This window comes from Pseudomonas sp. LB3P14, from assembly GCF_054898045.1.
In genome coordinates, this window is record NZ_CM142714.1 from 5,717,995 (window position 1) to 5,732,482 (window position 14,488).

The 14,488-nt window shown below is 61.8% G+C and carries 12 protein-coding genes; 9 read left to right on the forward strand and 3 right to left on the reverse strand.

The annotated features are described in order from the left end of the window. Window positions 1-11 precede the first annotated feature (11 nt). Complete coding sequence (gene lgt / locus ACYZT5_RS26130) at window positions 12-818, forward strand: prolipoprotein diacylglyceryl transferase (protein WP_462048013.1); 807 nt, start codon at window positions 12-14, stop codon at window positions 816-818. A 48-nt stretch (window positions 819-866) separates the two neighbouring features. Next, the gene (locus ACYZT5_RS26135; protein ID WP_462048014.1) at window positions 867-1,838 is read left to right on the forward strand and encodes a thymidylate synthase; all 972 of its coding nucleotides are present in this window, start codon (window positions 867-869) and stop codon (window positions 1,836-1,838) included. A 120-nt stretch (window positions 1,839-1,958) separates the two neighbouring features. Here the strand turns inward: ACYZT5_RS26135 and cadR are convergent, their stop codons facing one another. Beyond that, complete coding sequence (gene cadR, locus ACYZT5_RS26140; RefSeq protein WP_046045180.1) at window positions 1,959-2,408, reverse strand: Cd(II)/Pb(II)-responsive transcriptional regulator; 450 nt, start codon at window positions 2,406-2,408, stop codon at window positions 1,959-1,961. Window positions 2,409-2,493: 85 nt separating this feature from the next. Between cadR and ACYZT5_RS26145 the strand changes: the two genes are divergently transcribed. The 7 genes from ACYZT5_RS26145 (at window position 2,494) to ACYZT5_RS26175 (ending at window position 11,556) form a co-directional block, all read left to right on the forward strand. After that, window positions 2,494-4,755: a heavy metal translocating P-type ATPase gene (locus ACYZT5_RS26145; RefSeq protein WP_462048015.1), complete on the forward strand. Its 2,262-nt coding sequence runs from the start codon at window positions 2,494-2,496 to the stop codon at window positions 4,753-4,755. A 16-nt stretch (window positions 4,756-4,771) separates the two neighbouring features. Beyond that, window positions 4,772-5,635 (forward strand): LysR family transcriptional regulator, encoded by an 864-nt coding sequence (locus ACYZT5_RS26150; RefSeq protein ID WP_462048016.1) that lies wholly within the window; start codon window positions 4,772-4,774, stop codon window positions 5,633-5,635. 231 nt (window positions 5,636-5,866) lie between these two features. Then, on the forward strand, window positions 5,867-6,943 hold the full coding sequence (locus ACYZT5_RS26155; protein WP_462048017.1) for a putative 2-aminoethylphosphonate ABC transporter ATP-binding protein: 1,077 nt from the start codon (window positions 5,867-5,869) through the stop codon (window positions 6,941-6,943). After that, complete coding sequence (locus ACYZT5_RS26160; RefSeq protein WP_462048018.1) at window positions 6,943-8,667, forward strand: putative 2-aminoethylphosphonate ABC transporter permease subunit; 1,725 nt, start codon at window positions 6,943-6,945, stop codon at window positions 8,665-8,667. The genes ACYZT5_RS26155 and ACYZT5_RS26160 overlap by 1 nt, the downstream gene beginning before the upstream one ends. 53 nt (window positions 8,668-8,720) lie before the next feature. After that, window positions 8,721-9,746, forward strand: a complete 1,026-nt coding sequence (locus ACYZT5_RS26165; protein WP_462048019.1) for a putative 2-aminoethylphosphonate ABC transporter substrate-binding protein — start codon at window positions 8,721-8,723, stop codon at window positions 9,744-9,746. Window positions 9,747-9,865: 119 nt separating this feature from the next. Next, a complete protein-coding gene (locus ACYZT5_RS26170; RefSeq protein ID WP_462048020.1) occupies window positions 9,866-10,999 on the forward strand; it encodes a TIGR03364 family FAD-dependent oxidoreductase in 1,134 nt (377 codons plus the stop codon). Next, window positions 10,999-11,556, forward strand: coding sequence for a phosphonate degradation HD-domain oxygenase (locus ACYZT5_RS26175; protein ID WP_462048021.1), 558 nt, complete (start codon window positions 10,999-11,001; stop codon window positions 11,554-11,556). Before ACYZT5_RS26170 ends, ACYZT5_RS26175 begins: the two co-directional genes overlap by 1 nt. A gap of 105 nt (window positions 11,557-11,661) precedes the next feature. Here the strand turns inward: ACYZT5_RS26175 and ACYZT5_RS26180 are convergent, their stop codons facing one another. Together ACYZT5_RS26180 and ACYZT5_RS26185 are read right to left on the reverse strand one after the other, a co-directional pair. Then, complete coding sequence (locus tag ACYZT5_RS26180; RefSeq protein ID WP_462048022.1) at window positions 11,662-13,038, reverse strand: GTPase/DUF3482 domain-containing protein; 1,377 nt, start codon at window positions 13,036-13,038, stop codon at window positions 11,662-11,664. Beyond that, a complete protein-coding gene (locus ACYZT5_RS26185; RefSeq protein WP_462048023.1) occupies window positions 13,031-14,410 on the reverse strand; it encodes a DUF2868 domain-containing protein in 1,380 nt (459 codons plus the stop codon). The genes ACYZT5_RS26180 and ACYZT5_RS26185 overlap by 8 nt, the downstream gene beginning before the upstream one ends. Window positions 14,411-14,488 lie beyond the last annotated feature (78 nt).

Sequence of the window (14,488 nt, forward strand, 5' to 3'; positions counted from 1 at the left end):
GAGGAGTCGCAATGCTGCCTTACCCGCAGATCGACCCGGTGGCCTTGGCCATCGGTCCGCTGAAAATCCACTGGTACGGCTTGATGTACCTGATCGGCATCGGCGGCGCCTGGCTGCTGGCGTCGCGCCGGTTGAACCGCTTCGACCCGACCTGGAGTAAAGAGAAACTCTCCGACATGGTGTTCTGGATGTCGATGGGGGTCATTGTCGGCGGCCGGTTGGGCTATGTGCTGTTCTACGACCTGCACGCTTATCTCGCCAACCCGATGCTGATCTTTGAGGTGTGGAAGGGCGGCATGTCGTTCCACGGCGGCTTTATCGGCGTAATGCTGGCAGCGTTGTGGTTCGGTAAAAAGAACGACAAGTCGTTCTTCCAGCTGATGGACTTCGTCGCACCGATGGTGCCGATCGGTCTGGGTGCCGGGCGCATCGGTAACTTCATCAACGCCGAGTTGTGGGGCAAGGCGACCGACGTGCCGTGGGCGATGATCTTCCCTACCGATCCGGCGCAACTGGCGCGTCACCCGTCGCAGCTGTATCAGTTCGCGCTCGAAGGCGTGGCGCTGTTTGCCATTCTCTGGTTGTTCTCGCGCAAGCCGCGGCCGACCATGGCGGTGTCCGGGATGTTCGCGCTGTTCTATGGCATCTTCCGTTTCATCGTCGAATTCGTCCGCGTGCCGGACGCGCAACTGGGCTATCTGGCCTGGAACTGGCTGACCATGGGTCAGGTACTGTGCGTACCGATGATCGTCGGCGGTCTGTTCCTGATCTGGCTGGCGTATCACCGTGCACCGGCGGCTCCAGCGGCGGCTGTATAAATTCGAACCCCGGGGCGACGGTCCCGGGTTCAAGGACACAGGTAACTCATGAAGCAATATCTCGAACTGGTCGCCCACGTCATCAAGAACGGCACCAAACAGGCCAACCGCACCGGCGTGAACACCATCAGTTTCCCTGGCGCGATGCTGCGTTATGACCTGAAGGAAGGTTTCCCGGCGATCACCACGCGCAAGATGGCTTTCAAATCGGCCATCGGCGAGATGTGTGGTTTTCTGCGCGGGGTGAACAACGCCGCCGAATTCCGTGCGCTGGGCTGCAAGGTCTGGGATCAGAACGCCAACGAAAACGCCCAGTGGCTGGCCAATCCGTTCCGTCAGGGCGAAGACGACCTCGGCGAGATCTACGGCGTGCAATGGCGCAAATGGCCGGCGTACAAGCAGATCCCGGTCAGCAACAAGGCCGCCATCGCGCAGACCCTGAGCCAAGGCTATCGTCAGATTGCCGAAGGCGAAGAGGACGGTCAGGCCTACGTCGTTCTGTACAAGGCGATCGACCAGATCCGCCAGTGCGTCGACACCATCATCAAAGACCCGGGCAGCCGCCGCATCCTGTTCCACGGCTGGAACGTCGCCCAGCTCGATGAGATGGCTTTGCCGCCGTGCCATCTGCTGTACCAGTTCCACCCGAACGTCGAGACCAAAGAGATTTCTTTGACCCTCTACATCCGCTCCAACGATCTGGGCCTGGGCACGCCGTTCAACCTCACTGAAGGCGCCGCGCTGCTGAGCCTGATCGGTCGCCTGACCGGCTACACGCCGCGCTGGTTCACCTATTTCATCGGTGATGCCCACGTCTACGAAAATCACTTGGACATGCTCAACGAGCAGCTCAAGCGCGAGCCGTTCCCGATGCCGAAGCTGGTGATCAGTGATCGTGTGCCAGAGTTTGCCAAGACCGGTGTTTATCAGCCGGAGTGGCTGGAGTTGATTGAGCCGAGCGATTTCTCGCTGGAAGGCTATGAGCACCACGCCCCAATGACCGCGCCGATGGCGGTTTAACTCAATCTGATCGTTCCCACGCTCTGCGTGGGAATGCCGCCATGGACGCTCCGCGTCCACTGTGACGCAGAGCGTCACGGGATACATTCCCACGCAGAGCGTGGGAACGATCATGGGCCGCTAATGCCCATGACTTCTCCCGACATGAGAATGCTCAACCTCCGTCGCCACAACCCCGCCGCTCACTTCAAGCCGCTGCAAAATCCCGCACTGATCGATATCCGGCCCTTCGCTGCAGCGTTGGCGCAGGTCGAGCAGTTGCGTCTGCAAGGCCAGCAAGCCGTCGATTCGAGCCTTCACATGGTGGATGTGCTCGTCGATCAACGCATTCACGCTTTCACACTGATCCTGCGGACTGTCGCGCAGGGCCAGCAAGCTGCGGATTTCTTCCAGGGTCATGTCGAGGGTGCGGCAGTTGCGGATGAAGGTCAGGCGCTCGGCGTGGGCCTGGGTGTAGACGCGGTAATTGCCGTCGCTGCGGGCTGGCTCCGGCAGCAGGTTTTCGCGCTCGTAGTAGCGAATGGTTTCCACGGCGCAGTCGGTGAGTTTGGCCAGTTCTCCGATCTTCATGACGGCGATCTCCAAAAGGGTGCTTGACCCTATAGTGGCTACAGGGTCTTTACTTGGCAACAGGCACCTTTCTGGACGCGACCCAATGAGCGATTCCCTTCACACGCACAAACCCGAGGATGAGCACGAGCACAGCCATAAGCTGCAGCCTGTGCAGAAGCATGACCATGGTGGTCACGGGGACTCGTGTTGTTCCACCAAAGCCGCGGCCCCTTCGCGGATCTTGTTGAGCGAAACACCGACCGCCAGCGCGCGGCTGAGCAGTTTCCGCATCGACGCCATGGATTGCCCGACCGAGCAGACGCTGATCGAGAACAAACTCGGCAAACTCGTGGGCGTGCAGCAACTGGAATTCAACCTGATCAACCGCGTGTTGGGCGTGACTCACGACCTGCCGAGCACCGCGCCGATCATCGAGGCGATCAAGTCCCTCGGCATGCAGGCCGAGCCGCTGGAGCAGGGCGCTGAACCGCCAGCGCCAATCCCCGAGAAAAAACACTGGTGGCCCTTGGCGCTGTCCGGCGTGGGCGCGCTGGCTGCAGAAGTTATCCACTTCACCAACGCCGCACCGATTTGGGTGGTGGCAATCATCGCGCTGATTTCGATCCTCAGTGGCGGCCTCACCACTTATAAGAAAGGCTGGATCGCGCTCAAGAACCTCAACCTGAACATCAACGCGCTGATGAGCATCGCGGTGACCGGCGCGATCCTGATCGGTCAGTGGCCGGAAGCGGCGATGGTGATGTTCCTGTTCACCGTGGCCGAGTTGATCGAAGCCAAGTCGCTGGACCGGGCGCGCAATGCCATCGGCGGTTTGATGCAGATGACGCCGGAAACGGCCACGGTGCGGCAGGCTGATGGCAGCTGGATCGAGCGGGACGTCAAAACCATCGAACTGGGCGAGCGGGTGCGGGTGCGTCCCGGTGAGCGGATTGGTCTGGACGGTGAGGTGGTTTCGGGCAGTTCGACCATCGATCAGGCGTCGATCACCGGTGAAAGCCTGCCGGTTGAGAAAACGCTCGGCGACAAAGTATTTGCCGGCACCATCAACCAGGCCGGTTCCCTGGAATACGCCGTGACCGCGGCGGCCAACCATTCGACACTGGCGCGAATCATCCACGCGGTGGAACAGGCCCAGGGCGCGCGGGCACCCACCCAACGTTTCGTCGACAGTTTCTCGAAAATCTACACACCGGCGGTGTTCATCCTGGCCCTCGCCGTTGCAGTGATTGCGCCACTGTTCATGGGCGCCGCATGGTTCGACTGGATTTACCGGGCGTTGGTGTTGCTGGTGGTCGCCTGCCCATGCGCGCTGGTCATTTCCACCCCGGTGACCATCGTCAGCGGCCTCGCGGCGGCGGCGCGCAAAGGCATTCTGGTGAAGGGCGGCGTTTATCTGGAGGGGGGTTACAAGCTCGATTACCTGGCCTTGGACAAGACCGGCACGATCACCCACGGCAAACCGGTGCAGACCGACTATTTGTCACTTGATCCAACCGCTGACAAAACCGCCCCGGCAATTGCAGCGGCGCTGGCCGGTCGCTCGGATCACCCGGTGTCGTTGGCCATCGCCAATGCGGCTGTGGATAAACAATTGGCGCCGCAGGTTGTGGGTAACTTCGAAGCCTTGGCCGGTCGCGGTGTGCGCGGTGAGATCAACGGTCAGACGTATCACTTGGGTAACCACCGCCTGGTGGAAGAACTGGGCCTGTGCTCACCAGCGCTGGAGGAGAAGCTCTTTGCCCTGGAGAAACAGGGCAAGTCCGTGGTGCTGCTGCTCGACAAGTCCGGCCCGCTGGCGCTGTTCGCCGTGGCCGATACGGTCAAAGAGTCAAGCCGCGAGGCGATCCAGCAACTGCACGCTCTGGGCATCAAAACCCTGATGTTGACCGGCGACAACGTCCACACCGCTCAGGCGATTGCCGCGCAAGTTGGCATCGACGAGGCCAAGGGCGATCTGTTGCCGACCGACAAGCTGCAAGCCATCGAAGCCCTTTATGCACAGGGCCATATCGTCGGCATGGTCGGCGACGGCATCAACGACGCCCCGGCGCTGGCGCGAGCCGAGATCGGTTTTGCCATGGCGGCGGCGGGCACCGATACCGCCATCGAGACCGCCGATGTGGCCCTGATGGACGACGATCTGCGCAAGATCCCGACTTTTATCCGCCTGTCACGGCAAACCTCAAGCATCCTCAAACAGAACATCGCGCTGGCATTGGTCATCAAAGCAATCTTTCTTGGGGTAACCTTCGCCGGGATCGCCACCATGTGGATGGCGGTGTTCGCCGACATGGGCGTGAGCCTGTTGGTGGTGTTTAACGGTTTGCGCCTGCTGCGCAAATAGACGATGAGGGAAGGGTGTGCTGAGTGCCGAGCTGAAGGCGTTTTACATGGTTGCCCGCCTGGGCAGCATTACCCTGGCGGCAAAAAAACTCGGCCTGAGCCAACCCACGGTGACGACCCAGATTCGACATCTGGAGAGTCAGTACTCGGTTGAGTTGTTCTACCGTGGCGGCCGCCGCCTCAGCGTCAGCGATGAAGGCGCGCGGTTGCTGCCGATGGTCAAGGCGTTGCTGCAGCAGGAAGCCGACATCGAGTTTTTCCTGCGTAACAGCGGCCAGGTCCAGGGCACGTTGCGCATTGCGGCCACGGCGCCGTATTACATCCTTGATCTGGTGAAGACCTTTCGTGAGCGCTTGCCGCAAGTAGAGGTGTCGGTAGAAATCGGCAACTCTCAGCAAGTGCTGGAGGCACTGGAGGACTACCGTGTGGACGTCGCGGCGTCGTCGCAGTTGCTCGACGATGCACGGCTGATCCGCCGCGTACTCGGCAGTGATCCGTTGGTGCTGGCGGTGCATCGCAATCATCCGCTGGCGGTCCACGACCATGTACCGCTCAGTGCGCTGGCCGGGCATACGTTATTGATGCGGGAGACGGGCTCGACCACTCGCCGCCTGACCGAGGAATTGTTGGCCAGCGCCGGGGTGAGTTTCGGGCCTTTGCTGGAGATTGGCAGCCGTGAGTCGATCCGTGAGGCGGTGCTGCGCAACATCGGCATCAGCATCATTGCCCGGCAGGAAGTGCCGCATGATCCGCAATTGCGCGTGCTGACCATCGAGAATGCGCCGCAGATTCCGGAGTATTTGTACTGCCTCAAGGAGCGGAAAGGCGCGCGGCTGCCGGCGGCGTTTCTGGGGTTGGCGCAGGAAATGGCCCCCGCGTAATGATCGTTCCCACGCTCTGCGTGGGAATGCCTCAACGGACGCTCCGCGTTCGGCTCTTGGGACGCAGAGCGTCCCGGGCTGCGTTCCCACGCGGAGCGTGGGAACGATCGGCGGCTTGAACCCTTGAACTAAAATCCTTGAATACCACTATCAGCCGTTTTTGCCTCACTGCCACATGACGGACGCATTACAAATCTAGGATGGCCTTCATCTGCTTGATGAGGCCTGTCCATGAACCACTCGATCGCAACTGCCCTGACCAACCCCGGCGCCCCGATGAAAGTGCGCGGCGTGCAGAAACGCTTCGGCGCGTTTACTGCGCTGGATAACGTTTCCCTCGACGTGGCGGCCGGTGAACTGGTGTGTTTGCTCGGTCCGTCGGGCTGTGGAAAAACCACCTTATTGCGCTGCATCGCGGGTCTTGAAAAACAGGACAGCGGCGAGTTGTACCTCGGCGCTCGCGACGTTTCCCACCTGGCGCCCCAGGCTCGGGATTACGGCATTCTGTTTCAGTCCTACGCGCTGTTCCCCAATCTCACCGTCGAAGCGAACATCGCCTACGGCCTCGCTGGCAGTGGTCGCGATGAAGTGCGCAAGCGCGTCGGTCAGATGCTGGAACTGGTCGGCCTGACCGGCAGTGAGAAAAAGTACCCCGGCCAATTGTCTGGCGGTCAACAGCAGCGCGTCGCACTGGCTCGGGCATTGGCACCGGCGCCTTCGTTGCTGTTGCTCGACGAACCGATGTCGGCCCTCGATGCGCGGGTCCGCGAGCATCTGTGCACCGAACTGCGCCAACTGCAGCGCAACCTCGGCGTCACCACCCTGATGGTCACGCACAATCAGGACGAGGCCATGTTGATGGCCGACCGCATCGCCGTGATGAACAACGGCAAGGTTGAGCAGTACGCCACGCCGCAGGAAATCTACGACCGTCCGGCGACACCGTTCGTGGCGGAGTTTGTCGGCCAAGGCAACTGGCTGCCGTTCAGCCGCAGCAGCGACAGCCATGCCCAGGTCGGCGGGATGAGCATGCGCCTGGCTGACGGCAGCGCTAAAACAACGTCGGGCCGCTTGTTCTGTCGCCCCGAGGCAATCAACGTCAACCCGCCCGTGCATGAAGAAAACCTGTTTCCAGCCAAGGTTCGCGAGATCACCTTCCTCGGCAACCGCTGCCGCATGAGCTTCGAACTCGATCAACTGCCGGGCCACGCATTGCTGGCGGAACTGGCGCCGGAAGCCATGCCGCGCCTCGGCGCCCAGCAGATCATGGTTGCCTTGCCACCGCGCAGCCTGCAGGTGTTTGCCTGATGAGCGCGAACATCGCGCTGCCGATACCGCACAAGCAGGCTCGGCAGATCTCCCGTGCCGAGATCGGCGACCGGGTGTTCGTGGTCGGCGGCAAAGTTCTTTTGCTGGTGTTACTCGGCGTCGCGGTGTTGATGCCGTTGCTGGCGATCTTCTGGCGTGGTTTCAGTTCTGAAGCCGGGCAGGGCGGTGGCCTGGTCGCTGCACGAGAACTGGTCACCAGTGCGAATTTCCACTGGCTGTTGGGCAATAGCCTGAAAGTTTCCCTCAGCGTCGCGGCGATTGTCGTGCCGCTGGCTTACCTGTTTGCCTACGCGCTGCAACGCACATTGATTCCGGGCAAAGGCATCTGGCGTGGGATGTCGCTATTGCCGCTGATGGCGCCGTCGATGCTGCCGGGGATTGCGCTGGTCTATCTGTTCGGCAACCAGGGCATGCTGCGCGGTTTGCTCTCGGACAACATCTACGGCTTTTGGGGCATCGTTCTTGGCGAGGTCATCTACACCTTCCCACACGCGTTGATGATTTTGCTGTCAGCGTTGTCCCTGGCGGATGCGCGACTCTTCGATGCGGCCTCCAGCATGGGCGCCAGTCCGGCGAAAGCTTTCCGTAGCATCACCTGGCCGGCAACGCGTCAGGCTGTGTTCGCGGCATTCTGCCTGGTGTTCACCCTGACCATCACCGACTTCGGCGTGCCTGTGGTGGTCGGTGGCGATTATCAGGTGCTGGCGCTGGAAGCCTACAAAGCCGTGGTCGGCCAGCAACAATTCGGTCGCGGCGCGTTGATTGGCATGGTTCTGCTGCTGCCGGCGCTGTTCAGCTTCGGTGTCGACGCCTGGCTGCGTCGGCGTCACGGCGACTCCATGAGCGGTCGGGCACAGGTCTTTCAACCGGCGCCGTCGAAACTGCGGGACGGTTGCTACCTGGCCATCGTGTTGCTGATCTGCGCAGTGTTGCTGCTGGTGTTCGGCATGGCGGTGTATTCGTCACTGGTGAAATTCTGGCCGTACAACCTGTCGCTGTCGCTCAACCATTACCAGTTCAACGACACCGCGGGCGGTGGCTGGCTGGCCTATGGCAACAGCGTGAAGATGGCGCTGTGTACGGCATTGATCGGCAGTGTGCTGATCTTTACTGGCGCGTACCTGATGGAAAAAACCAAGGGACAGCGCGGACTGAATCTGACACTGCGCATGCTCAGTTTCGTACCGATGGCGGTGCCGGGTCTGGTGCTGGGCCTGGGTTACGTCTTCTTCTTCAACCTCAGCGGCAACCCGCTGCATGTGCTCTACGGGACCATGACCCTGCTGGTGGTCTGCACCATTGCTCACTATTTGACCACCGCGCAAATGACCGCGACCACGGCGCTGCGCCAACTCGACGCCGAGTTCGAAGCCGCCGCGCTGTCGCTCAAGGCGCCGCTGTATCGGCATTACCTGCGCGTCACTGTGCCGATCTGCCTGCCGGCGCTGCTGGACATCGTGCGCTACCTGTTCGTCTCGGCCATGACCACCGTCTCGGCGGCGATCTTCCTCTACAGCCCCGACACCCTCCTCGCGGCGGTGGCGGTGCTGAACATGGACGACGCCGGCAACGTCGGCGGCGCGGCGGCGATGTCGACCCTGATTCTGTTCACCTCGGCGGGCGTGTCCCTGCTGCTGGCCTGGGCGTCGCGCGGTTTGCTGCGCCGCTCCCAGGCCTGGCGGCAGACCGCGCCCGGCCACTGATTTCCAATCCCGCAAACCTGAACTCAACTGCCGGTAAACAAAAGGAAAAAGACATGTTCAAGCCTATGGCCCTGGCCGCTGCTGTCCTCACCGCTTTCAGCCTGAACGCTTTCGCGGCGCAAACCGAGTTGACGGTGTACACCGCCCTCGAAGCCGAACAACTGAAGACCTATAAGGAAGCCTTCGAAAAGGCCAACCCGGATGTCGAGATCAAGTGGGTGCGCGATTCCACCGGCATCATCACCGCCAAGCTGCTGGCCGAAAAAGCCCGCCCGCAAGCTGACGCGGTCTGGGGCCTGGCGGCCTCGAGCCTGGCGATTCTCGATCAGCAAGGCATGCTGCAAAGCTATGCGCCGAAGGACCTCGGCAAGATCGGCGGCAACTACCGCGACGCCGCCAACCCGCCAGCCTGGGTCGGCATGGACGTCTGGGCCGCGACCATTTGCTTCAACACCGTCGAAGCCGAGAAGCAGGGTTTGAGCAAACCCGTAAGCTGGCAAGACCTGACCAAGCCTGAGTACAAAGGCAAGATCGTGATGCCCAGCCCGGCCTCGTCCGGCACCGGTTTCCTCGACGTCAGCGCCTGGCTGCAAACCTTCGGCGAGAAGCAGGGCTGGCAGTACATGGACGACCTGCACCAGAACATCGGCCAGTACGTTCATTCCGGTTCCAAGCCTTGCAAACTGGCGGCGGCGGGTGAATTTCCGATCGGTATTTCCTTCGAGTACCCGGCCGTTCAGCTGAAACGCCAAGGCGCACCGCTGGACATCATCCTGCCGAAAGAAGGCCTGGGTTGGGAGATCGAAGCGACTGCCGTGATCAAAGGTACACCGCACGAAGACGCGGCGAAGAAGCTGGCTGACTTCTCCGCCAGTCCGGCGGCGATGGAGCTTTATAAAGAGAACTTCGCCGTGCTCGCTCAGCCGGGTATTGCCAAGCCGCAGACCGAATTGCCGGCGGATTATGAGCAGCGTTTGATCAAGAACGACTTCGCCTGGGCTTCGAAGAATCGCGACGAAATCCTGACCGAATGGCGCAAGCGTTATGACGGCAAGTCCGAGAAAGTGGTTGCCAAGTAAGATCTTCATCGGCTGACAGGGCCCCTTCGCGGGCAAGCCTCGCTCCTACAGGCATACGCGTTCCCCTGTAGGAGCGAGGCTTGCCCGCGAAGGCGGCTTCGAATTCAGGACAAAACCCCATGACACAACACAACAACATGCTGATCGTCGGCGCTGGCATTCTCGGTCTGTCCCACGCCTATGCTGCCGCCAAGCGCGGTTTGAAAGTCACTGTTTTCGAGCGCAGCGAAACGCCTTTGGGTGCCTCGGTACGCAACTTCGGCCAGGCACTGGTCACCGGCCAACCACCGGGCCCGATGCTCGAACTGGCCAAAACCAGCCGCGGAATCTGGGGCCAATGGGCACAACTCGCCGGCCTGCAACTCAAGCGCAACGGCTCATACCTGTTCGCCCGCACCGAAGCCGAAGAACACCTGCTGGAAGCCTTCTGCGCCGGTCGCGCCGTGGAACACGGTTACCGCGTCGACCTGCTGCGCGGCGCTGCGTTACGCGATGTGTACGGCGGTCAGTTCAGCCATCATCGCGCGGCGTTGCACGGCATGGACGATCAGCAGTTGTATTCGCGCGAAGCGATTCCGGCGTTGATCGACTACCTGCACCGCGAGCTTGGCGTCGCGTTTCACTTCTCCACCCTGGTGCGCGACATCGAGCCGGGCCGCCTGCACAGCACCGCCGGAACCTTCAGCGCCGAACAGATCATCGTCTGTTCCGGTCACGATTATCAGACGCTGCTGGCCGAGCCGATCGCCGAACTCAACCCGCAAATCTGTCGCCTGCAAATGCTCCGCGCCCGACCGCAAATCAACCTCAATCTGCAACACGCCTTGCTCACCGGTTTGAGCTGCGTGCACTACGGCGCCTTCGCCGATCTGCCGGAAGCCGCCGCAGTGCAGGCGCAAATCCTGCGAGAGGAACCGCATCTGCATGAAAACGGCATTCACCTGCTGATCAGCCCGACACCTCACGGTGAGTTGATCATCGGTGACTCTCACCACTACGGCAGCGACCCCTCGCCATTCAACGTCGAGCAAGTGGACGACTGGATGATCGAACTGGCCGAGCAGACTTTGGGCTGCAAGGTGCAAGTGGTCGAGCGTTGGCAGGGTGTCTATGGTTCACGGGGGCCAGGACCGTTTTCGTTTCTGCGGCCGATGCCGGGTGTGAGTGTGGCTCTGATGCACACGGGTGTCGGCATGAGCGTGGGGCCGGCGATGGCTGAACGTAACGTCGCGACTTTATTGGGAGACCTCTGATGGACCGCAATGAGCAAGTGATCGCCGAGGTGTTCGCGCTGTACGAGCGCTTTGGCGACAGCGATTACATCGGCGAGCCGGTGTCGCAGATCGAGCATATGTCACAGGCGGCCGAACGGGCGATGGCCGAGGGTTTCGATGATGAAGTGGTGTTGGCGGCGTTCTTCCATGACATCGGACATATCTGCGCTGAGAGTGCTGAGAACATGGGCGGCTTTGGCGTGGTCAGTCACGAGCAGTTGGGCGCGGATTATTTACGCCGCGCAGGTTTTAGCGAGCGCATGGCGCGGCTTGTGGAATACCACGTTCAGGCCAAGCGTTACCTGACGCTCAAAGAGCCTGGGTATTACGAGCGATTGAGCGAAGCCAGTCAACGGACTCTGGAGTATCAGGGCGGGGTGATGAGCGCTGAAGAGGCTGAAGCCTTCGAGCAGGACCCGTTGTGTGCGGTCAGTTTGCGGATGAGGCAATGGGATGAACAGGCCAAGGAAATGGCGGTGCCGGTGATTGATCTTGGTCTCTTGAAAGAAAAGGCGTTGCGCCTGCTGGCTGCATGATCGTTCCCACGCTCTGCGTGGGAATGCCTCAAGGGACGCTCCGCGTCCAGTGACGCGGAGCGTCACGGGCTGCATTCCCACGCGGGAGCGTGGGAACGATCTGATTCAGAGTTGCTGCGCCAACACTTCAACCTGCTCCTGCCGCTCCGCCTGACTCAGCCTCGGATGCGGATTAAGCGACGACCACTGCGGATGCGCCCGCGCCTTGTTCAGTGCCTCGGGCAGTTTGCCTTCGCGCCAGGTTTTGTCCTGGGGCGTGGCCACCTGAATGCTGTCCATCGCAGCATGCCCACGCGCATTGAGCGCTTGCAGCAGCTGCCGCTGACGCAATGCCAATAGCCGTAGCACGCTGTCATCGACGGTCAGCTCTCGCTGGCCTTTGATCTTGCCCAGCAAGCGGCTGCCATAACTGCGGGCGGTTTGCAGGGCGCCGCCAGCGATCGCCCCGGCCAATGCCGCTGCGCCAAGGGTCAGCCCGCCCACCAACAGGTCGACACCGGCCCCGGCTGCCGCGCCGGCAGCGATGCCGCCACCGACTCGCACGCCCAGCTGTTTCAGGGTTTCCGGGTTGAACAGGTCGTCACCCCAGCGGCCATCGAGCAGCGGCAGATCACTGGCCGCCGCGTCCTGTGGACGGAAGGCGTAAAGCTTGAGCAGCGCTTCGACGCAGCGCTGTTCCCGTTGTCGAACGGCTTTGCGCAGTTCGTTGATGGCCTGCTGTTCTTGCTCGGCATTGCTGACTACGCTGCGTCGACAGGCGGCACAGTCGATCAATAATTCAGCAATCAGCCGCGCCGCGCTCTGTTGCCGGGCCTGGCGTTGGGCTTGCTGATCGGCGATCAGGCGTTCCAGTTGTGGGCGGGCGTTTTCCAGCAGCAGCGCGAGGCTTTCATAGAGTCGACGTTCGCCGTCCTCCGGCGGTGCGACGCTGTCGAAACGCACCAGCGCATGCAAACCGAGGCGTGCCAACGCTTCGCGCCAATCCGGTTCGCGGTGGTTGGCGCTGCTGACGAAATTCAGTACCGGCAGCAGCGGTTTGCCGCAGCTGGCCAACACTTCCAGTTCATCGCGGTACTTGGCCAGCACCGGTTCCCGGGCGTCGATCACGTAGAGACCGGCGTCGCAGGTCAGCAGTTGCCGCAGCACCTTGGCTTCCTGTTCGAACCGCTGCCGGGCTTCGCTGCCCTCAAGAAACCGCGCCAGACGCGCCGGGCCGTCGAGGCGTTCACCCGGCCGTTCCAGACGCTCGAGGTAGTCGAGCAAAGCGATGGCGTCTTCCAGGCCGGGGGTGTCGTAGAGATCGAGCAAAGGCTCGCCGTCCACCGACAACCGCGCGCCTTCGACGTGTCGTGTGGTGCTGGGGCGATGAGACACCTCACCGAAACCGACATCGCGGGTCAGGGTGCGCAGCAACGAGGTTTTGCCGACGTTGGTGTGGCCGACCACGGCGAGTTTCAAGGGCGGTGTCCACGGATTAGTCATGACCGGTCTCCAGCCAGTTCAACGGCGCGCAATCGGCGAACGGCAGGTCCAGCTGCTGCAGCGCCACGTGCCAGTCACCCAGCCTTTCGGCATCCAGCGCTTCCCCCGGCGGTGCTTGCAGCAACCAGACGCGGGTGGCGCTGGCGCTGCGAGCCAGTTCGGCGATCAGTGCCAGACTGCCGCGGTCCGGCGAACGTCGCGGATCGCAGGCGATTGCCAGTCGGGCAGGAGGGAAGCGGCTCAGCTGTTCGAGGAGTTTGTGCCGCGATTCGCGACTGTCGAGGATGCCGGCGTTGTTCACGGTTTTCGGCAGTGGCGGCGGCCACGGGCGTTGATCGTCCAGCTCGATGGCCACCAGCAGCGCGCCATCGCTTGGCAGGTCGCTGACACCCTTTTCAATACGATGCAGTTGCTCTGGCGCAGCGTCGCTGATGCCCAGGCGTTCACTGGTAGGCATCAGCCGTTCGCGCAGTTGGGCGTAACCGGGCAGGTTCAAATCCAGGTGCAATGCCGCTTGGCCAGTTTTCCAGCGCCACAGGCAAAACAGCGCCAGCAACAGCCGTGGCAAAACACCGTAGACCACCACCACGCCGACCAGCCAGGTTGCCCAGGCCTGACGGGCGCTTTCAATGTTCAATGCGGCGTCACCGCTGGCGCGGATCATTTCCACGGTCGGAACATTGAAACCCAGCAAGGCCGGCAGGGCGCCGAGGGCTTGAGTCATGACGACGAAGGTGTCGCCGCTGAGGAGGGTGGTTTCCCAGACGAAGCCATAACGCCGGGTCGCCATCAGCATCAACAGGATCACCAGGGCGCTGAGCATCGCCAGCAACCACACGCCGTTGACCAGCACGCCGATTGTCCAGCGATTGAGTTTTTGTCGTTGCAGCAGTAGCAGCAGGGCCGGGGCCAGTTGCGCGGCTTTGGCATCGCGGGCGAATTTTTCGCTGAGCCACAACCATAAGCGTCCGAGGGTGGCGCCGTGTTCGCCGGCGAAGATCAGGCCCAATGCCCAGCTCAGCAACAGAATCAGGTTCAGTCCGAGCAAACTGCCCAAGGCCCAGAACACATTGACCGGGGTTTGTCCGTCGCCCAGCGCGGCAAACGCCAGGCCGGCGCCGCTGGCGACGGCGAGAACAGCCAGTACCAACAGTGCCAGTCGCGCACCTTGCATCCAATGTTTGAGGGCGCTGCTCAGTCCATCGCGGTCGGCCAGCCACAGGGCGCGGCGCTGAATGCGTGTCGGCAGATCGCCGCCCGCGCTGCGGGCCAGTCGGTTGGCTTCCAGATCATCCAGGGGGCCGGCGTGTTCTTCGCGCAGGCGCACCGTCTCGGTCAGCCAGAGGTTTTGCAGTGGAGTCAGTTCCGTCACGCGGCATCCCGTCGCTCAATTGAACGGTGAGCATAACCGCTGTGGCGCTTATCGGGTTACGGGAGGCTCTGGTATCCT

Bases quoted from the DNA above. Each gene is read 5' to 3' on its own strand.
- cadR (WP_046045180.1), bottom strand. From the start codon at position 2,408: ATGAAGATCGGAGAACTGGCCAAACTCACCGACTGCGCCGTGGAAACC.
- ACYZT5_RS26155 (WP_462048017.1), top strand. From the start codon at position 5,867: ATGAACCACTCGATCGCAACTGCCCTGACCAACCCCGGCGCCCCGATG.
- ACYZT5_RS26175 (WP_462048021.1), top strand. From the start codon at position 10,999: ATGGACCGCAATGAGCAAGTGATCGCCGAGGTGTTCGCGCTGTACGAG.
- ACYZT5_RS26160 (WP_462048018.1), top strand. From the start codon at position 6,943: ATGAGCGCGAACATCGCGCTGCCGATACCGCACAAGCAGGCTCGGCAG.
- ACYZT5_RS26180 (WP_462048022.1), bottom strand. From the start codon at position 13,038: ATGACTAATCCGTGGACACCGCCCTTGAAACTCGCCGTGGTCGGCCAC.
- lgt (WP_462048013.1), top strand. From the start codon at position 12: ATGCTGCCTTACCCGCAGATCGACCCGGTGGCCTTGGCCATCGGTCCG.
- ACYZT5_RS26165 (WP_462048019.1), top strand. From the start codon at position 8,721: ATGTTCAAGCCTATGGCCCTGGCCGCTGCTGTCCTCACCGCTTTCAGC.
- ACYZT5_RS26170 (WP_462048020.1), top strand. From the start codon at position 9,866: ATGACACAACACAACAACATGCTGATCGTCGGCGCTGGCATTCTCGGT.
- ACYZT5_RS26135 (WP_462048014.1), top strand. From the start codon at position 867: ATGAAGCAATATCTCGAACTGGTCGCCCACGTCATCAAGAACGGCACC.
- ACYZT5_RS26145 (WP_462048015.1), top strand. From the start codon at position 2,494: ATGAGCGATTCCCTTCACACGCACAAACCCGAGGATGAGCACGAGCAC.